Source organism: Burkholderiales bacterium (genome assembly GCA_035518095.1).
Taxonomy (GTDB): Bacteria; Pseudomonadota; Gammaproteobacteria; order Burkholderiales; family JAHFRG01; genus JAHFRG01.
The window spans coordinates 23,544-42,797 of sequence record DATIXX010000028.1 but is presented as its reverse complement, the minus strand read 5'-3'; the positions used below and the strand labels follow the sequence as shown (position 1 = coordinate 42,797).

Annotated in this window: 17 protein-coding genes and 1 other RNA gene; 1 reads left to right on the top strand and 17 read right to left on the bottom strand. The window is 57.1% G+C overall.

Translation table 11 applies throughout. The annotated features are described in order from the left end of the window. Nucleotides 1-42: 42 nt before the first annotated feature. The 17 genes from ftsZ to rnpB all read right to left on the bottom strand — a co-directional run bounded on the left by ftsZ (nt 43) and on the right by rnpB (nt 18,474). Nucleotides 43-1,194 carry a cell division protein FtsZ gene (ftsZ, locus tag VLV32_05220; GenBank protein HUL41289.1) on the bottom strand — a complete coding sequence of 384 codons (1,152 nt, stop codon included), beginning with the start codon at nt 1,192-1,194 and terminating at the stop codon, nt 43-45. 99 nt (nt 1,195-1,293) lie between these two features. Then, entirely contained in the window at nt 1,294-2,538 is a 1,245-nt protein-coding gene (gene ftsA / locus VLV32_05215; GenBank protein ID HUL41288.1) for a cell division protein FtsA, read from the bottom strand. A 3-nt stretch (nt 2,539-2,541) separates the two neighbouring features. After that, nucleotides 2,542-3,297 carry a cell division protein FtsQ/DivIB gene (locus VLV32_05210; protein HUL41287.1) on the bottom strand — a complete coding sequence of 252 codons (756 nt, stop codon included), beginning with the start codon at nt 3,295-3,297 and terminating at the stop codon, nt 2,542-2,544. After that, nucleotides 3,287-4,195, bottom strand: a complete 909-nt coding sequence (locus VLV32_05205) for a D-alanine--D-alanine ligase (protein ID HUL41286.1) — start codon at nt 4,193-4,195, stop codon at nt 3,287-3,289. The genes VLV32_05210 and VLV32_05205 overlap by 11 nt, the downstream gene beginning before the upstream one ends. Before the next feature lie 155 nt (nt 4,196-4,350). Next, a complete protein-coding gene (gene murB / locus VLV32_05200; GenBank protein ID HUL41285.1) occupies nt 4,351-5,271 on the bottom strand; it encodes a UDP-N-acetylmuramate dehydrogenase in 921 nt (306 codons plus the stop codon). A 5-nt stretch (nt 5,272-5,276) separates the two neighbouring features. After that, nucleotides 5,277-6,686, bottom strand: a complete 1,410-nt coding sequence (gene murC / locus VLV32_05195; protein ID HUL41284.1) for a UDP-N-acetylmuramate--L-alanine ligase — start codon at nt 6,684-6,686, stop codon at nt 5,277-5,279. Nucleotides 6,687-6,833: 147 nt separating this feature from the next. Then, nucleotides 6,834-7,916 (bottom strand): undecaprenyldiphospho-muramoylpentapeptide beta-N-acetylglucosaminyltransferase, encoded by a 1,083-nt coding sequence (gene murG / locus VLV32_05190; GenBank protein HUL41283.1) that lies wholly within the window; start codon nt 7,914-7,916, stop codon nt 6,834-6,836. After that, nucleotides 7,917-9,071, bottom strand: coding sequence for a putative lipid II flippase FtsW (gene ftsW, locus VLV32_05185; protein ID HUL41282.1), 1,155 nt, complete (start codon nt 9,069-9,071; stop codon nt 7,917-7,919). After that, nucleotides 9,072-10,478 (bottom strand): UDP-N-acetylmuramoyl-L-alanine--D-glutamate ligase, encoded by a 1,407-nt coding sequence (gene murD, locus VLV32_05180; protein HUL41281.1) that lies wholly within the window; start codon nt 10,476-10,478, stop codon nt 9,072-9,074. A gap of 5 nt (nt 10,479-10,483) precedes the next feature. Further along, nucleotides 10,484-11,569 (bottom strand): phospho-N-acetylmuramoyl-pentapeptide-transferase, encoded by a 1,086-nt coding sequence (gene mraY / locus VLV32_05175; protein HUL41280.1) that lies wholly within the window; start codon nt 11,567-11,569, stop codon nt 10,484-10,486. A gap of 43 nt (nt 11,570-11,612) precedes the next feature. Continuing rightward, nucleotides 11,613-12,968: a UDP-N-acetylmuramoyl-tripeptide--D-alanyl-D-alanine ligase gene (gene murF / locus VLV32_05170; GenBank protein HUL41279.1), complete on the bottom strand. Its 1,356-nt coding sequence runs from the start codon at nt 12,966-12,968 to the stop codon at nt 11,613-11,615. A gap of 8 nt (nt 12,969-12,976) precedes the next feature. After that, complete coding sequence (locus VLV32_05165) at nt 12,977-14,449, bottom strand: UDP-N-acetylmuramoyl-L-alanyl-D-glutamate--2,6-diaminopimelate ligase (protein HUL41278.1); 1,473 nt, start codon at nt 14,447-14,449, stop codon at nt 12,977-12,979. Next, entirely contained in the window at nt 14,446-16,176 is a 1,731-nt protein-coding gene (locus VLV32_05160; GenBank protein HUL41277.1) for a penicillin-binding protein 2, read from the bottom strand. The genes VLV32_05165 and VLV32_05160 overlap by 4 nt, the downstream gene beginning before the upstream one ends. Beyond that, the gene (gene ftsL, locus VLV32_05155; protein ID HUL41276.1) at nt 16,169-16,459 is read right to left on the bottom strand and encodes a cell division protein FtsL; all 291 of its coding nucleotides are present in this window, start codon (nt 16,457-16,459) and stop codon (nt 16,169-16,171) included. Before ftsL ends, VLV32_05160 begins: the two co-directional genes overlap by 8 nt. An 11-nt stretch (nt 16,460-16,470) precedes the next feature. Continuing rightward, a complete protein-coding gene (gene rsmH / locus VLV32_05150; protein HUL41275.1) occupies nt 16,471-17,436 on the bottom strand; it encodes a 16S rRNA (cytosine(1402)-N(4))-methyltransferase RsmH in 966 nt (321 codons plus the stop codon). Nucleotides 17,437-17,444: 8 nt separating this feature from the next. Beyond that, nucleotides 17,445-17,891 (bottom strand): division/cell wall cluster transcriptional repressor MraZ, encoded by a 447-nt coding sequence (gene mraZ / locus VLV32_05145; protein HUL41274.1) that lies wholly within the window; start codon nt 17,889-17,891, stop codon nt 17,445-17,447. Nucleotides 17,892-18,150: 259 nt separating this feature from the next. Further along, an RNA gene (gene rnpB, locus VLV32_05140) (RNase P RNA component class A) lies at nt 18,151-18,474 on the bottom strand. A gap of 209 nt (nt 18,475-18,683) precedes the next feature. Between rnpB and VLV32_05135 the strand changes: the two genes are divergently transcribed. Then, on the top strand, nt 18,684-19,196 hold the full coding sequence (locus VLV32_05135; protein HUL41273.1) for a DUF1269 domain-containing protein: 513 nt from the start codon (nt 18,684-18,686) through the stop codon (nt 19,194-19,196). The last annotated feature ends 58 nt before the right edge of the window (nt 19,197-19,254 follow it).

Genomic DNA, 19,254 nt, shown 5'->3' with positions numbered 1-19,254 from the left:
TGCGCTGCAATATGCCACTCCCGCCAGCCTGGCTTTTTGCTGTTAATCCGCCTGCTTGCGTAAGAATGCGGGGATGTCGAGCATCTCTACACCCGATTGCCGCATTGCTTCGATGGTGGCATCACGATTGCGCCTTCTTACCACCGCCGGCGTCTCAAGCTCCGCATAATTCACCATGTCTGCCGCGTCGGTCCCTGTTTTCACGACGCTCAAAGGCTTGTCCTGCTTATTGCTGCTCGGGGAATTAAGGCCGGTCGCAACGATTGTGACCCGAATGTCGTCTTTCAGTTCATTGTCGTAGACCGCTCCGACAATCACGGTCGCACTCTCGGCCGTAAAGGCCTTGATCGCGTCCATCACGTCATACATTTCCTGCAACTCGAAGCTCGCTTTGCTGGCGGAGATGTTGACCAGTACTCCGCGCGCGTCGGATATATTGACCCCTTCGAGCAGCGGGCAGGCAATCGCTTGTTCCGCGGCCAGCTCAGCGCGGTCGGCGCCCGAAGCCTTGGCAGAACCCATCATCGCCATGCCCATTTCCGCCATCACCGTTCGCACGTCGGAAAAGTCGACGTTAATCATGCCCGGGCAACTTATGATTTCCGCTATGCCGGCCACTGCGCCGTGCAGCACATCGTTGGCCGCTTGGAAAGCAGCATCCAGGGTTATTTTGTTGCCCAGCACTTGCATCAGTTTGTCGTTGGGAATCACGATCAATGAATCCACGTACTGAGACAGGGCCTCAATACCCTGCTGCGCGATCCGCATGCGCTTGCCTTCAAATGCGAACGGTTTGGTCACCACCGCCACGGTGAGGATGCCCAGATCCTTGGCGATTTCCGCGACCACAGGCGCGGCACCCGTACCGGTGCCTCCGCCCATGCCCGCAGTCAGGAACAGCATGTCGGTACCCTGTATCAGCTCCGCGATTCGCTCGCGATCTTCCAGCGCGGCTTCGCGCCCGATTTCGGGATTGGCTCCTGCTCCAAGACCCTTGGTAACCGAAGAACCCATCTGCAGCTGGACTTTCGCTTGGTTGCGCTTCAACGCTTGCACATCGGTGTTGGCGCTTATAAATTCCACGCCTTTTACCCCCTGGTTGATCATGTGATCAACGGCATTACCTCCGCAGCCACCAACTCCTATTACCTTGATTACCGCTTCATGCGATTGTGTATCAACAATCTCAATCATGTACATCTCCTTTATGACGATGATCTCAACTACAGTAAAACTGACCCTGGTTACCGATAGCCTTTGTCATTTCATCGGTGTCTTCCCTGATTTCGATAATCAGAAGTTCCCTTGGAACCAATGCTTCATGCGGTCGAATACCGGGCGCAAAGATCCGCTTTGCAGCTTCACCAGCTCCTGACGCGCACGCTGCTGCATGCCGAGCAGCAGCAAGCCCACCGCCGTGGAAAAACGCGGATGACGTATCACCTCGGCAAGCCCGCCCAGATAGTGCGGCATGCCGAGCCGGACCGGCATGTGGAATACCTCTTCGCCCAGCTCCACCATGCCCTGCATGGCACTACTACCGCCGGTGATTACAATTCCTGATGAAAGCAGTTCCTCAAAGCCGCTTCTGCGCAGCTCCGCCTGCACCAGCGAATAAAGTTCCTCGACGCGGGGCTCAATGACTTCTGCCAATGTCTGCCGGGATAATTGGCGAGGACCGCGGTCTCCGACACCGGGAACCTCTACCATTTCGTGAGGATCAGCCAGCTGCCGCAGCGCACAGCCAAAGCGTCGTTTGATGTCCTCTGCGTCCTTGGTCGGCGTCCTTAACGCCATCGCAATATCGTTCGTGATTTGATCGCCGGCGATCGGGATCACCGCGGTATGGCGGATTGCTCCGTGAGTGAACACGGCGATATCCGCAGTGCCGCCGCCGATATCGGCTAGACATACGCCCAGATCCTTTTCGTCTTCAGACAGCACCGCCGTGGCCGAAGCCAGGGGCTGCAATATCAAATCGCACACCGAAAGGCCACAGCGCCGTACGCACTTCATGATGTTCTGCGCGGCGGAAACCGCCCCGGTCACGATGTGTACCTTTACCTCCAGGCGCACTCCGCTCATGCCAAGCGGTTCGCGCACATCTTCCTGACCGTCGATAATGAATTCCTGATTGAGGATGTGAAGAATTTGCTGATCGGTCGGTATGTTCACCGCCTTGGCTGTTTCCACAACGCGCTCCACGTCGATCTGCGCAACCTCTTTATCCTTGATTCCCACCATGCCGTGCGAATTGAAACTTTTGATATGGCTGCCGGCGATCCCGGTGTAGACCTCACGAATCTTGCAATCGGCCATCAACTCCGCTTCTTCCAGCGCGCGCTGGATAGCATTCACAGTGGATTCGATATTTACGACCACGCCTTTCTTCAGTCCGCGCGATGGCGCGCTGCCCATGCCGATGATCTCCAGTCCGCCCTCCGGACAAATTTCGGCGACAATCGCAGCGATTTTCGTGGTCCCGATATCAAGGCCCACTATTAGGTTTTTGTTATCTTTCGCCCGGCTTATCGGCATCTCTTATGACTTGTCTCGTTCGGGCCCGCTTTTGTCTTGCTTGACGGGCTCATTCTGTTGTCGCACCGCCTGAGGCTCGCGCAGCGCGAAGCCATTGTCGTAGCGCAAATCCACATATGACGGCTGCCATGGAAGCTTACCTATGGTGTCGTGGTAAACGGCGATGAACCTCTCGAGTCGCGCTTCGGTGCGTTCTCTGCCCAGCACCAGCAGCAAACCGTTGTCCAGCAAGATCTGCCAGGCGCCCCGCTGCGACAGCTGAACCTCCACGGGCTGCAGCTTGAGGGGCGCGAGAACGTGGCTGAATAACAAGTATTGTCTGGTGATATCCGGCGCACTTCCTTCAGGACCGGAAAAAAGTGGCAGACTTCGGCCGCTCTCGCCCGTAAAGACTTCGCCGTACGTGTTGACCAGGCCACCGCCGTCCCAGCGCGCCAAAGGCACTTGCTCTTGCAACACAACTTCTAAACTATCCGGCCAATGGCGGCGCAAGCTAACACTGCGCACCCACGGCAGTTTTTCGAAGCTGCTCATCGCCTGATTCAGGTCCAGTGTGAAAAAATTCCCGCGGAGCTGCCTCGCTGCCTGCTGCAGCTGCCCGCGCGTAACGTGGTCAAGCTCTCCACTCACGACCACTTCTCGAAGTTCAAACCACGGAAGCCGGATCGCAACGCTAAACGCCGCGAAAAGCGCAAGTACACCGGCAAGCGCATAAAGCAAATTGGCGGTCCATAGCATCATGTAAGGCTTATTCCACATGCGCCGACTCCAAAATCCTCATCACCAGATCATCGAAGCTTATTCCAGCGGCACGCGCCGCCATCGGTACCAGACTGTGGTCAGTCATACCCGGCACCGTATTCACCTCGATGAAATAAGGTGTCCGCCCGTCCAGCATCAGGTCTACCCTGCCCCAGCCTGTACAGCCCAATATCCGAAATGCCTGCAGCGCCTTCTCCTGAATTTTTTTTTCCTGCTGTGCACTGATCCCGGATGGGCAGATATAGCGTGTGCTGCTGGCAAAATATTTCGCACGGTAATCGTAAAACGGGCGCGGTGTTTCCACCCGTATTAGGGGCAGCGCCTGACCGTCCAGAATGGAAGCGGTCAATTCGATGCCTTTGATGAATTCCTCTGCGATTACTACATTGTCGAGCCTTGCGGCCAGGCGGTACGCTGCGCGCAACCGCTCCCGCTTTACCACTTTGCTCATACCGATGCTTGAACCCTCGCGCGAGGGCTTCACCATTAACGGCAATCCAAGTTTCTGCGCAATTTTTTTAAAGTCGCTATCCGCACTCATCAATTCCCAGCGCGGGGTCGTAATCCCTGCCGCCCGCCATACCAGCTTGGTGCGCCATTTATCCATCGCCAGCGCGCTCGCCATCACGCCGCTGCCGGTATAGGCGATGTCCATCATTTGCAATGCTCCCTGCACTGTGCCGTCTTCGCCCAGGCGGCCGTGCAGCGCGATGAAGACGCGCTTGAAACCGTCGTTTCGCAGTTGTTCCAGTGGCCGTTCCTTGGGATCGAAAGCATTTGCGTCAATTCCGCGGCGTTTGAGTGCAGCGAGCACCGCGTTGCCGCTTATGAGCGAAATTTCTCTTTCCGCTGAACGGCCACCCATGAGCACTGCAACCTTGCCAAATGGGCTCATACGGTCCCACCTTGAGTAAGAATTCGCCCCGGGTGGCCAGCGCTTCGCCTTCCCGCCCCACGCTTCGCGAGTCCGAGTCCGGCGCGCCCACTGGCAAGCGCCGCGACTATTCCGAATGTCACGCTGCTAATTCTTTGCTCCACGCGTCCTGGCCCTCACGCATCGCCAATGATTCGCACTTCGGTTTCCAGTTCAATTCCACATTTCTGCCGCACGGCGATCCGCACGTTCTCAATCAACGCCTCAATATCTGCAGCCGTGGCCGCACCGGTGTTAACAATGAAGTTGGCGTGCTTGTTCGATACCACCGCATCGCCGACCCGCGCGCCTTTTAGCCCGCATTGTTCGATCAACTGCGCGGCAAACACCCCGGGCGGGTTGCGGAATACCGATCCCGCGTTTGGCTCATTCAGTGGCTGGCTCATAATGCGGCGCTTAAGCAGCTCCCTGACTTTTTCCTGCGCGGCAACGCTGTTCCCACGCGCCAATTTCAGCCACACTGCGGCAAACCACTCCTCAGCTCTCGAACGCAGCGCCACAGAGCGGTAACCGGTTTCGTAATCTGCTGGGCGGCGCAGATTCAGCGCTCCGTCGCGGCTGATGCTCAACACCTGCGCCACAATTTCCCAGATTTCGCTTCCATAACAGCCCGCGTTCATCGCCAGGGCGCCGCCTATTGTGCCGGGGATTCCAGCGAGAAATTCGGCACCTTGAAAGCCGTTTACCGCGCTGAAACGCGCTACCTTGGGACTGGCCACGCCGGCTTCGGCGTAGATCATTCCGTGTTCCTGTGCGCCGGGCTCCAGGCGCAATTGCTGCACGGCCCCGTGCAGCAGAATAATCGTGCCGCGCACGCCGCCATCGCGCACCAGAAGATTGCTGCCGAGTCCGACCATATGTATGGCCTCATCGTCGCTGCAAGTTTCCAAAAAAACAGCTAAGTCGTCGAGGTCGGCAGGTATATACACGCGATCCGCCTTGCCTCCGGCGCGCCAACTGACATGGTCCGCCATCGGCTCATTGAGCCGCAGACTCCCGCGCAGTTCTTTAAAGTTGTCTTGTTGAATCATCCTCATGAATTTCAGCTCTGGTTCGCATGCTGTATCTCTGCAGCACTCTGCGCGAGCATTGCCGGCACTCCGCCAATGGAGCCCGCCCCCATCGTCAACACCAGATCCGCGGACTGCGCGTTGTTGCGAATCGCCTGGGGAAGCTCGGCTATCTTCTCCAAGAACATCGGCTTCTTGCCGCGCAGCCGGATCGCTTCCGTTAAAGCCTTGCCATCGGCTCCGATGATCGGCTTTTCCCCGGCGGGATACACCTCGCACAACAACAGGACGTCCACCGAGGACAATACTTTGACGAAGTCATCGAACAAGTCGCGCGTGCGGCTGTAACGGTGGGGCTGAAACGCCAGCACGATGCGTCTGCCGGGAAAAGCGCCGTGCACTGCGTCAAGTGTCGCTGCAATTTCCGCCGGGTGGTGTGCGTAATCGTCCAGCAGCGTATAGCTGCCGCCGCGCTCCAGCCGAATCTCGCCGTAGCGCTGAAGACGCCGTCCCACACCTTTGAACTCGGCGAGCGCCTTGACCATGGCGTAATCTGTAACGCCCAGTTCCATCCCGACAACGATGGCAGCAAGCGCATTCTGCACGTTGTGCACCCCAGCCATATTCAACGTGACGGGCAAATCCTTGGTATTCCGACGTGTAACCCGGAACTGCATTTTCCCGTCGCAATGGGCGACGTCCACGGCGCGCACTTGTGCGCGCTCGGAAAGCCCATACGTGATGACGGGTTTGCTGATCGCCGGAATAATCTCTCGAACTCTGGCATCGTCGATGCACAGCACCGCGGTTCCGTAGAACGGGAGGTGCTGAATGAAATCCACGAACGCTTGCTTGAGTTTTGCGAAATCGTGGTGGTAAGTCTCCATATGGTCGGCATCAATATTGGTCACCACCGCCACTATCGGCTGCAGATAGAGGAATGAGGCATCCGATTCGTCCGCTTCGACCACGATGAATTCGCCGCTGCCAAGCTTGGCATGCGACCCCGCCGCTTCGAGCCGCCCACCAATGACAAAGGTCGGATCCATCCCTGCTTCCGCCAGTACGCTGGCAACCAGGCTGGTGGTTGTGGTCTTGCCGTGCGTTCCGGCAACTGCAATGCCCTGGCGCAGACGCATCAGTTCCGCCAGCATTTCCGCGCGCGGAATCACCGGAATGCCGCGTGCGCGCGCCGCGGTGACTTCAGGATTGTCCGCATTCACCGCCGTCGACAAAACCACCACATCAGAACCCTCAACATTCGCTTGCGCGTGCCCCTGATGGATTTTCGCGCCCAACATTTTCAGGCGGTGGGTCGCCGCATTTTCAACAAGATCCGATCCGCTTACCCGAAACCCCAGATTGAGCAAGACCTCGGCGATGCCACTCATGCCGGAGCCCCCGATGCCGATGAAATGCACGTGTTTTACCTTGTGTTTCATCGCAGACCGTCCGAGTGAATCTGCATCACGGCGTCGGAGGTCCGTGCCGTTCGCGGTCGGTCGCATCCGGTCGAACCAACGTCGACGGGCCCCAGCTTCCTATTCATGGCAGGCCCGCTTCCGCAGGTGAAATGCATGTACCTGAGGTCATGCCTCATGCGCCAACTCCATGCACTGCCGTGCCACCGACTGGGTGGCATCCGGTTTCCCAAGCTCCCGAGCACGGCTCGCGGCTTGCAGCAATTGCTCGCGGCTAATCCCCCGCAATAGGTCGGCGAGCGAGCTCGGGCTCAACTCGCTTTGCGGCAGCAGCCACGCCGCGCCGCGCTCCGATAGGAAGCGAGCGTTGTGCGTCTGGTGATCGTCTGCCGCGTACGGAAAGGGCACCAGGATGCTGGCGATGCCCGCAGCGGCAATTTCAGAAACTGTGATCGCACCCGCGCGGCAGATCACCAAATCGGATTTCGCATAGCAGCGCGCCATGTCGTCGATGAAGGGCTCAACGCGGGCCTCGACGCCCGCGCGGGCATAGCCCTCCTTGAGCGCGGCCAGATGCCGTGCGCCTGATTGATGCGTAACGATCGGCCGGGACTGCGCCGGCAGAAGCGCCAGCGCAGGCGGCACGGTTGTATTGAGAACCTCCGCCCCCAAGCTTCCTCCAATGACCAGCAAGCGCAAATTCCCGGTACGATCGGCATAGCGCGCTTGAGGCGGCGCAAGAGCAACGATACTGCTACGCACCGGATTGCCAGTGACTATTTGATTGGCGGGTTTTGCGGCACCGAATGCGCCAGGGAACGCCACTAAAACTCGGTCTGCGAGTTTTGCCAGCACTTTGTTAGCCAACCCCGCGATCGAATTCTGCTCGTGAATCAACAGCGGCCTGTTCAACAGGGAAGCCGTCATTCCCCCGGGGAAAGCGACGTAACCGCCCATGCCCAGAACCACATCCGGCCGCTGCCTGAAAATCACGCGGGCCGACTGCCAGAGCGCAACCAAAAGCTCAATCGGCAGCAACAAAAAGCGCAACGCGCCCTTTCCTCTCACTCCCGAGAAATTCACCCATGCCATGTCATATCCTTGCTGCGCAACCAACTTTGCCTCCATGCCTTTGCGCGTGCCCAGCCATACCACGCGCCATCCCTGCTGCTTCAAATACTCCGCCACGGCCAACGCGGGAAACACATGGCCGCCGGTGCCTCCCGCCATGATTAAGATCGTGCGGCTCATCTATACCGGTTTCCCCCGCATCAGCTGGCGATTCTCCCAATCCACTCGCAGTAACAATGCAATTGCAATACAGTTTGCAACCATTCCGCTGCCGCCAAAGCTCATGAGTGGCAAAGTCAAACCTTTGGTCGGCAGCACGCCCATGTTGACTCCTATATTGATGATCGCCTGCACAGCGATCCATACGCCGATGCCTTGCGCCACCAGCGCGGGAAAATAGCGTTCCAAGTAAGTCGCCTGACGGCCAACGGCGAATGCCCGCATCACCAGCCACGCAAACAATGCGATGACTGCAATGACGCCAGCGAATCCAAGTTCTTCCGCGATCACAGCGAGCAGAAAATCGGTATACGCCTCCGGCAGGTAAAGCAGTTTTTCAACGCTGCCCCCAAGCCCGACGCCCAACCATTCACCGCGTCCGAAAGCAATCAACGCATGGCTCAATTGGTATCCGGTGCCAAAAGGATCGGCCCAAGGATCCATGAAGCCGACAACGCGCTGCATGCGGTAAGGCGAAGTCCAGATTAACAGCAGGAAACCGATTACAAGCATGACGATCAATCCGGCAAAAAGCTTCCAGTTCATTCCACCCAGAAACAGGATTGCCATTGCGATCGCGGCAATAACTGCGAATGCGCCAAAATCCGGCTCCTGCAGCAAGAGCCCTCCGATCAGCAGCATCACCAGCAACATGGGCAGGAAACCGCGGCGCAAGCTGTGCATGTAGGCAGCCTTGCGAACCGTGTAATCGGCCGCATAAATCACCACTACCAGTTTCATGAATTCGGATGGCTGCAGGTTAACGAAAAACAGCGGCAGCCATCGTTGCCCGCCGTTGACTTCCCGACCAATACCGGGTATCAGCACCAGTACCAGCAGGCTCGCGCCTAGCAAGAACAGGTAACGAGACATGCGTTGCCAAAGGCGCATCGGCAATTGATATGCCATCCCTCCCAGGGCGACGCCGACTCCGATAAACAGCGCGTGGCGTATCAGAAAATATGTCGGCTGATGCCATTTGCCGGCCTCGGCAATCGCAATCGATGCGGAATACACCATCACCAGCCCTAGGCCCAGCAGCGACAGCGTCACCCAAACGAGCGATTCGTCATATGCTTGGAGCGGTGCGCGCTTTTTCTGCAGCTGGTAGGCCATCTAATTCGCTCCAACCTTGAGCTGAGTTTGCAAACCCTGGACTGCGCGCGAGAAAACTTCGGCTCGATGCTCATAATCGCGGAACATGTCAAAACTCGCGCAAGCGGGCGAAAGCAGCACCGCATCGCCCGGCTGCGCTTTGCTGAAAGCCAGTAGCACCGCGTCTTCCATGTCGGCGGCGCGCAGCAGCGGTATGCCGCAGCCGGCAATGGCTTTGGCGATCTTGTCCGCATCGCGACCGATGAGCACCACCGCGCGGGCATGAGCGGCGATAGCCGATTTAAGCGGAGAAAAGTCCTGACCCTTGCCGTCTCCGCCGGCAACCAGCACAGCTTTTTTCTCAATACCCGAAAGCGCTGCGACGGTAGCGCCAACATTGGTGCCTTTCGAATCGTCGTAAAACGCCACGCCGCGGATTTCAGCCACCTTTTGCATACGATGCGGCAATCCTGTAAATTTCTTGAGCGCCACAAGCAGCGGCGCATATTCCATGTCGCACGCCCGACACAGCGCCAGTGCGGCTAACGCGTTGGCTGCGTTGTGCGAACCGGCGAGCGGCAATTCTCCAAGCGGCATTAGTTTCATTTCGCCCTGCGCAAGCCACGGTTCTCCACCGGAAACAACCATGCCCCACTCCCGGTCGCCACCGGGTTCCCCCAGACCAAAATTCAGAACAGTTCGCGCGGGATCGGCAAGGCGCCCGCTGATTTCGTCGTCGCGGTTCACAACCTGCACCCCGTGACCCGAGAAAATGCGCGCCTTCGCTGCCGCGTATTCGTGCATGCTGTCATAACGGTCCAGATGGTCCTGACACAGGTTCAATACCGTTGCTGCGCTGGCATCGAGGCTATAAGTTGTTTCCAGCTGGAAGCTGGACAGCTCCAGTACGAACAGATCGGGCGCAGTTTTCCCGTGGCTAAGTGCCGTTTCCACCTGCGCCAACGCATCCAGCACCGGAAGACCGATGTTGCCCGCAACCACGGTGTTGATTCCGGCAGACCGGCTCATCGCGCCCACCATGCTGGTCACGGTGCTCTTGCCGTTGGAGCCCGTTATAGCAATCACCTTGGTCTCAGCATGCGATTTGAGAGCCTGCGCAAATAGCTCCACATCCCCCACAACAAAAACCCCGGCGTTAAGAGCCTCAGAAACCCGAGGCTCCCGGAGGGCAACGCCGGGGCTGATTGCAATCACGTCTATTCCATTGAAACTGGTGCTGCGGAAGGTGCCCGTCTCCAGCGCCACGAGCGGCATTTCGCGGGCGAGTTGTTCCGCATGCGGGGGATATTTGCGACTGTCAGCCACACGCACCTGCGCGCCGTGACGGTGAAGCCAGCGCGTCATGGACAAGCCACTGTCGCCCAGTCCCAGCACTAAAATCCTTTTTCCCGAAAGTTCAATATTCATTTCCGTTAGCGCAGTTTGAGCGTGGAAAGACCGATTAAAACCAGCATCATGGTGATGATCCAGAAGCGCACCACCACCTGGTTTTCTTTCCAGCCCTTTAATTCATAGTGGTGGTGCAGCGGTGCCATGCGGAATATGCGTTTCCCGGTCAATTTAAATGAGGCCACCTGCAGCACCACAGAAAGCGTTTCCACCACAAACACGCCGCCCATGATGAATAGGACAATTTCCTGGCGCACGATCACCGCCACCACGCCGAGAGCGGCGCCGAGCCCCAGGGCACCCACATCGCCCATGAACACTTCCGCCGGATAGACGTTAAACCACAGGAAAGCCAATCCCGCGCCGGCGAGAGCGGCGCAAAATACCGTTAACTCTCCGGCACCGGGGATGTAGGGAAAGCCGAGATATTTGGAAAATATCGCGTGACCGGCCACATAAGCGAACACACCGAGTGCACTGCCGACCATCACCGTTGGCATGATGGCCAGACCATCCAGTCCGTCGGTGAGGTTCACCGCATTGCTTGACCCCACGATAACCAAATATGTCATGAAGACAAACCCGATGGTGCCGAGCGGGTAGGCGACATGCTTGAAGAACGGCACAATGAAAATCGTTTGCGCCGGCAAGGTGGCGCTAAAAGCAAGAAACAGCGCGGCGGCAAGACCGATCAACGACTGCCAGAAAAACTTGCTCCGCGCCGATAGCCCATGCGGATCGCGCCGCACGACTTTTCGATAATCGTCGACCCAGCCAATCAGGCCGAAGCCCAGCGTGACCAGCAGCGTCACCCAAATAAAACGGTTGCGCAAATCCGCCCACAACAAACTAGTCGATGCGATGGACACCAGAATCAAGGCGCCGCCCATGGTCGGCGTGCCGACTTTGCTCAGATGCGAGCTTGGGCCATCGTCACGCACCGCTTGCCCGATTTTATAGGCGGTGAGCTTTTTAATCATCGCCGGACCGACGACGAAAGAAATCAGCAATGCCGTCAGCGTCGCCAGCACGGCGCGCAACGTGATGTAATTGAACACGTTGAATGCGCGCATGTCCTGGGCAAGCCATTGTGCTAACGCAAGCAACATACTCCAACTCCGTTTTTGGGCGTTAAACCCGGATCACAGCCAATCATTCAGCGGCCAACCTTTCCACTATTCTTTCCATTCGCATGAAGCGTGAGCCTTTGACCAGCACCGCGACATCCGGGGCTAGCAGTTTCTCAACTTCGGCGAGCAGTTCCTCGATCTGTGTAAAATGCCTTCCCCCTTTGCCGAATTGCAGTGCCGCGCCAGCCGCAAGTTCGCCCAGCGTATACAGCACGTCGATACCGGCGTCTTTTGCCTGCGTTCCAATTTCTTCATGCAAAGCCGGACCCTGTGTGCCGAGTTCCCCCATATCCCCCAGCACCAGAACTTTTTTCCCTGCTTCTGCGCTTAATACGTCTACCGCGGCGCGCACCGACTCGGGGTTGGCGTTGTAGGTGTCGTCAATTAACAGCGCGCCGCTTTTGCCGCGCTTGCGCTGCAGCCTTCCTTTGACTCCGGCGAATGCGGAAAGTCCGGCGCTGATTGCTTCGCGCTTGATACCCAGAGCCAGCGCGCAAGTGGCTGCAGCAAGAGCGTTCCTGGCGTTATGCTGTCCGGCGACTTGCAACTTGATATGAATTTCACCCGCGCCGGTTTCCACTTCGAGATCCGCTCCACTGCCGCGCAGCGCGCAGCGCGCACTGATCGCCGCAGGACGGTCGAAGCCGAAATCGAGAACGCGTCTGTCCGCACAAGACCTGCGCCACAATTCCGCGTATTGATCGTCGGCGTTGATCACCGCCACGCCGTTTTTGGACAATCCTTCAAATATCTCGCCCTTGGCGCGCGCCACCTGCTCCACTGAAATCAAACCTGAAAGATGGGCACGCGCGGCATTATTTACCAGCGCGACATCAGGTTTCGTCAGGCGGGTCAAATAGGAAATTTCTCCGGGATGGTTGGTACCCATTTCAATGACGGCATAACGATGGTGGCTGCGCATTTCCAGCAAGGTAAGTGGTACGCCGATGTCGTTGTTGAGGTTGCCGCGGGTCGCGAGTACCGCATGCGGTGATCCCGCGGCCATGCGCAAGATGCTTGCAAGCATCTCTTTAACCGTGGTCTTGCCGTTGCTGCCGGTCAACCCGACAACGGGAATGTCAAAGCGGCTGCGCCAATACGCCGCGAGCATTCCCAGCGATGCGCGCGTATCTTTTACAACGAGCAGCGGCAATCCGCTAATATTTGCAGGTTCTGCTTCGGCGACCAGCGCGGCGACGGCGCCTTTTTGACGCGCCTGAACCAGAAAATCGCGACCATCGTAGTGCTCGCCTTTGAGCGCGACGAAAAGCTCTCCGCTTTTCAGGGTACGCGTATCCGAGCTCACTGCAGAAAATGTCACATTTTCTCCTTTTACAACTGCGCTTATCGCCGCCGCCGCTTGCTGCAAATCAAGCATGGAGCTTATTAAGCTTTCTGATGCAGCGCGTTTTTCGCCACCTCGAGGTCGTTGAACGGCAATTTCACTCCGTTGATCTCCTGATGCATTTCGTGTCCCTTGCCGGCGATCAGCACGAGGTCGCGTTCGTTCGCCTCAGCTATCGCGCGCTCGATCGCCACGGCCCGGTCTTCGATTACACGGTGATTAGGCTGCATGCCGCTCACGATGTCCTCAATAATCGCGCTCGGCGCTTCGCCACGCGGGTTATCGTTGGTAACAATCGAAAAGTCCGCTAAACGCGACGCCACTTCCCCCATCAGCGCGCGTTTGCCGCGGTCGCGTTCACCGCCGCAGCCAAACACGCAGATTAATTTCGCCTTTCCCCCGCCGTTTAAAATTCCACGCAGCACGTGCAGCACCTTTTCCAGCGCATCGGGGGTGTGCGCGTAATCCACGACTACCGTCGGCTTGCCCTTCTCGCTCAACATTTGCAGGCGCCCGCGAACTGCCCGCACTTCGCCCAACACCCGTACCGCATCCACCAGAGGTACTTCGCTCGCGAGCAGTGTCGCAAGCACGCCCAACAAATTGCTTGCGTTAAAGGCGCCGAGCATGCGACTTTGCAACTTCGCCTGGCCCCACGACGTAACAATTTCCAGGTTCAGCCCGTGCTTGCTCAAATTTAAGTGGTGACCGGAAATTTGGCCTTTCCCCAGGCCGTAACCGAGAACCGTTACCGGTGCTTGCTTCAGGTCGCCGGCGAGCTCCTCGCCAAAACGATCGTCGATGTTGATGATGGCGTACTGCAGACTGGGCCAATGAAATAGCCTGGCTTTGGCCGCGGCATAAGCCTTCATGTTGCCGTGATAGTCCAGATGGTCGCGCGAAAGATTGGTGAACAACGCGATATCAAATTCCACGCCGTTGACCCGTCCCTGCACCAGGCTGTGCGAAGAAACCTCAATGGCCACGCACTGCGCCCCCTGTTCCACGAAATTTGCCAACTGCGCCTGCAATAACACCGCATCGGGCGTCGCATTGAGACTAGGCTCCAGCGTGTCGAGAAAACCATTACCGAGTGTTCCCAGCACTGCGGTTTTTTTTCCGAGTTGTGTCAAGCATTGCGCAATCCAGTGGCTGCATGAGGTTTTACCGTTGGTGCCGGTGACCCCAATGACCCAGAGTTTCTGCGACGGCTGACCGTATATGTAACTTGCAAGTCCGCCAATCTTGTTGCGCAACCCCCTGACGCCCAGATTCGCCACATGCCATTCAGGTTTCCAGTCAAAACTTTCGCTTTCCCACAGCACTGAATTCGCGCCCTCCGCGATCGCTTGCGCAATGAATTTGCGCCCGTCTAACGTTTCGCCCGGATACGCCAAAAACGTATCCCCTGCTTGCACTTTGCGGCTGTCGGTGGCCAGACGCTGCACTTTTACGCCCAAGCGCTGAAAGACGTTGGCTTCCACGTCCGTGGCGTCTGCCGGTCCGCAACTCATACTTCCTCCTTCACCACAGGCAGATCAGCAGGCGGTAAAACGGTGTTGGCTGGCGCATCGGGCGGAATATCCAGCGAACGCAGGGCTCCCGCCGTAACTCGGCTGAATACCGGCGCGGCGACAATCCCGCCGTAATATTCGCCAGCCGAGGGTTCATCCAGCATCACGGCAACGATCAAGCGCGGGGCTGAAGCAGGTGCCATTCCAACAAACGAAGACACGTAGCGATCACCAACATAGCTTCCATCTTCGAGTTTGTGAGCAGTTCCGGTCTTCCCGGCGACGCGATAACCGAGTATCTGCGCGCGCGGTGCGGTGCCACCCGGTTCCACGACCAGTTCCAGCATGTTGCGCACCGCGCGCGCAGTTGCCGCCGAAATGACCCGGTTGCCGCTCGGCGCCGAGTTCAGCTTCAACAGGGATAGGGGAAGCAATTTGCCGTCGGTTGCGAAAATCGTATAGGCTCGTGCCAACTGTATGAGGCTCACCGAAATGCCATGGCCGTAGGACATGGTTGCCTGCTCAATCGGTCGCCAGGTTTTATAGGAACGCAGTTTTCCGGACGCCTCCCCCGGAAACCCCGAGCGCGGCGTCGTACCGAACCCGACGCGGTTGAAAATGTTCCACAGTGATTGCGACGTCAACGACAGCGCAATTTTCGCCGCGCCGATATTGCTTGATTTCTGTATGATTTGCGCCACCGTCAGCGCCCCTTCGCGGTGCGCATCGTGAATGGTCGCGTTGCCCACGTTGAATTCCCCAGGGGCAGTTTCAATCACGCTGTTTGGCGTGACTACTCCCGCTTCCAGCGCAGCCGCAATGGTAAACGGCTTGAGGGTGGAACCCGGCTCGAATAAATCAGTGATAACCCGGTTGCGTGTGCGCCGCGGATTAAACTTAGTGCGGTTGTTGGGGTTGTAAGAAGGCACGCTAGCCAGCGCCAGCACTTCGCCGGTCCTAGCATCCAGCACCACAATTCCACCGGCCCTGGCGCGCTGCATTTCCACCGCCTGCTTAATCTCGCGGTAGGCGAGATACTGAATTTTGCCGTCTATGCTGAGCGTGAGCGCGTGCCCTTCCTGTGGGACTTTGATGCTCTCCACGTCTTCGACGATGTGTCCGAGCCGGTCCTTGATGACGCGGCGGCTGCCCGGCTTGCCGGCAAGCCAATCCTGATACGCAAGCTCCAGCCCTTCCTGGCCGTTGTCATCTATATCGGTGAATCCCAACAAATGCGCCATGACCTCGCCTGCCGGGTAATAACGTCGATACTCGCGCTGCAAAAACACGCCGGGAATTCCCAGCTGCACGATTTTGGCTGCATCTTCCGGGGAAAGCTGGCGCTTCAGGTACACGAATTCCCGGTCACGTTCATGCAGGCGTTTGCTGATCTCGGTGTTGTCGATTCCGAGCAATCTTGCCAACTGCTTCTGTTTTTGGGGCGTGATCTCGACGTCGGCCGGGCTCGCCCATACTGATTCCACTGGCGTACTGATCGCCAGCGGCTCGCCGGAGCGATCAGTAATCATCCCGCGGTGGGCCGTGATTTCGATTACGCGGCTGTAGCGGGCGTCTCCTTCTTGCTGCAGAAAATCGTTATGCATACCTTGCAGGTAAAATGCGCGTCCGGCGAGGACGCAAAACCAGGCCATTACCGCAAGCAGAACCATGCGCGCCCGCCACGCCGGCAGTCTTAGCCTCAGGGCGGGGTTGGCGTGGCTATTCATGCGATCTCCCCGCTGGAATAGGCTCGCGCGTGATCACTTGGGTATGCTTGGCATCGGGCACGTGCATTTGCAAAATTCGACTGGCGATCTTTTCAATGCGCGCGTGCGTCGCCCAAGTGCTCTGCTCAAGCTGAAGTTGTCCCCATTCCACGTCAAGTTGACTCGATAATTCTTGTTGCTTCTGCAGTTCCGCAAACAAGTTGCGCGCTTTGTGCTGCGATGTCACGACACCCAGCGCACAGGCTATGGTTATAAGCGCCAATAAGAGGTTCAGTCTGGTCACGGCTGAGATTGTTAAAGAGTTTCACCCAGGCTTGCCGCGCCCGGATTTCTTGTTGTTTGCGTACGCTCGGCAATGCGCATTACCGCGCTGCGCGCGCGAGGATTAGCCCGAATTTCCTGCGTGCTGGGTCTGATCGGCCTCCCGATCACGCGCAATTGGGGTTGCTCCATATCCGAGGCTCGTATTGGCAACTTCTCGGGTAAAGAATCGGATTTCGCCATGTCACGCATAAAACGCTTCACTAACCGGTCTTCAAGCGAGTGAAAGCTGATGACAACCAACCTGCCGAATGGTCGAAGCACTTGCACCACCTGCGGCAATGCTATCGACAATTCCTCGAGCTCCTGATTGATGTAAATCCGTAGAGCTTGAAATGTGCGCGTCGCCGGGTCCTGGTTTGGCTCGCGCGTGCGAACGGCTTTTGCCACGATCTGGGCAAGCTGCCGTGTGGTACTAATAGGTCCCCGCGCTCGATCCGCAACAATCTTTCTTGCAATCTGTTTAGCAAACCGTTCCTCGCCATATTCTTCTATGACCTCCCTGATCTCCTCTTCGGACGCGCGAGCCAGCCACTGCGCGACCGTTTGCCCGCGAGTGGTATCCATGCGCATATCGAGCGGCCCGTCAATGCGGAAGCTGAAGCCGCGCGCCGCTTGTTGTAGCTGCGGTGCAGACACCCCAAGATCCAACAACACTCCGTCCACCTGATGTACATTCAGTTCCCGAAGCGTTTGGCGCAATGCGCCAAACGCGCCGTGCACAATGCAAAAACGAGCATCGGTAATCGCGCGCCCTGCGGCAACCGCCGTCATATCTCTATCCAGCGCAATCAGGCGTCCGTTAGCCGCGAGTTTTCCCAGAACTGCACGGCTATGGCCGCCCTGTCCGAAAGTACAATCCACGTAAACTCCGTCAGGCCGTACGTTAAGCGCCCTGATCGCTTCATCCAACAGAACTGCTATATGCTGTGAGTTCATTTACGAACTCAGAGCGAAAAATTCTCCATGCCTGGTGGCAGCGTGTTGTTGTTTTGCGTTGTAAGTTGCTCCAGTTGTTTATTCCAGGCTTCCAGGTTCCATATTTCAAAATGGCTGCCTTGGCCGACCATCATCACGCGTTTCTCGAGAGCCGCAAAAGTTCGAAGCTCGGGAGAAATCAGCACGCGTCCCGCTGCGTCAAGCTCCACCTCTTCGGCAAATCCAACCAATAAGCGCTTCCAGAGGCTTGCCTGGCGGTCCAGGCTTGGGAAGCCCATAACTTTTACTCGAATCGGTTCCCAAGCTGCGTAGGGATAAAGGAGGAGGCAGCTGTCGGGGTGCGCAGTTAGCACGAGTTTTCCCGTGCTTTGATTTTGCAGAGCGTCACGATGTCGCGTCGGGACGGCGAGGCGGCCTTTCGCGTCCAAATTGATCGTTGACGCTCCCTGAAACATACTCCCCCCAAAATATGATTCGGATTTTGCTGTGAAACCCATCTTTTACTACTATTTCCCACTCTAGATTAAAAAAAACAAGAGGTCAAGCATAAGATCAAGCCTTTTCTTTTTTGCGACAAATACTTAAGTGATGTTTCGTCTAACTTGCGCAATTCCCCTTTATAAATAATTAGATGGGTGAGAATTGCACGAAAACCGGGGAACAGCTGCGCAATGTCGAGCGCCGATGAGAATTAAAGGGAAAACTGGGGAAATTGGAAGAAGCTGGCCGATAAGCCGGGTTCTGTTAGGGATGGCTCCCTCGACAGTCATTTCTCTAGGCGTGTAATTGCTCGCACGCTCAAGCAACCTACCCGGAAGCTACGCGAGCCACGTCATCGCTTCCCTACTTGGTCTTGCCCCGGATGGAGGTTACCTCGTTTCACCCGCAGCGGCGCGGATCGCGTCGGCTGCGACTCGTCTCTGTGGCCCTTTTCATCGCCTTGCGGCGTCCGGCCGTTAGCCGGCATCCTGCTCTGCGGAGCCCGGACTTTCCTCTATACATATGGAACATACGTACAGCGACTGTCTGGCCAGCTTCAAATTTAATGTTAACACGGGGAAAGTTTCACAGGGTGGCAAAATGCGCGATTGTGAATGCGACATAATCGGATCCGCGCACCACTTCTAGAGTACTAAAATCATCTTACAACTTAAAAGAGCACGACAGCGCGCAACTTTTCGTCGAATTGAGCGCTCGAATGTGAGTGTGGTTAAGAAATTTCCAGCTTGACTGCAACGGAGGTTCATATGAGAAGAAGACTGTATTTTATCCTTCCGGATGTTGCGAGTGCCCAGCAAACGATGAATGATCTTTTGCTGGCACGCATCCAAGAAACCCATATCCACTGTCTGGCGCGACGCGGCACTCCAATGGGAGATCTGCACGAGGCGAACGCCTTGCAAAAGACCGACATTGTGCACGGTGCGGAATTGGGACTCATCCTGGGCGGTGTCGGGGGCGCGGCGGTCGGTATTTTGATTATATTTGCGCCGCCCGAAGGTGAAACCCTGCAATTGATAACGGTGTTGATCGCGACTTTAATTGGCGCTCTTATAGGCGCCTGGATTTCCAGCCTGGTGGCTAGCGCGGTTCCGAATTCGAAGCTCCAGATGTTTGAAAAAGACATCGCGGATGGAAAGATTCTCATGATGATAGACGTTCCTGCGCGCAAAGTTGAACAAATACACGAACTCGTTGAAAAGGGCCATCCGGAAGCAGCGTCGCGCGGTGTGGAACCAACTATTCCAGCGTTTCCATGAAATCGTGTGCATGTTCGCGGGTTGGAATAACCCTCTGCTCACAGAACTTGTCCGTTGC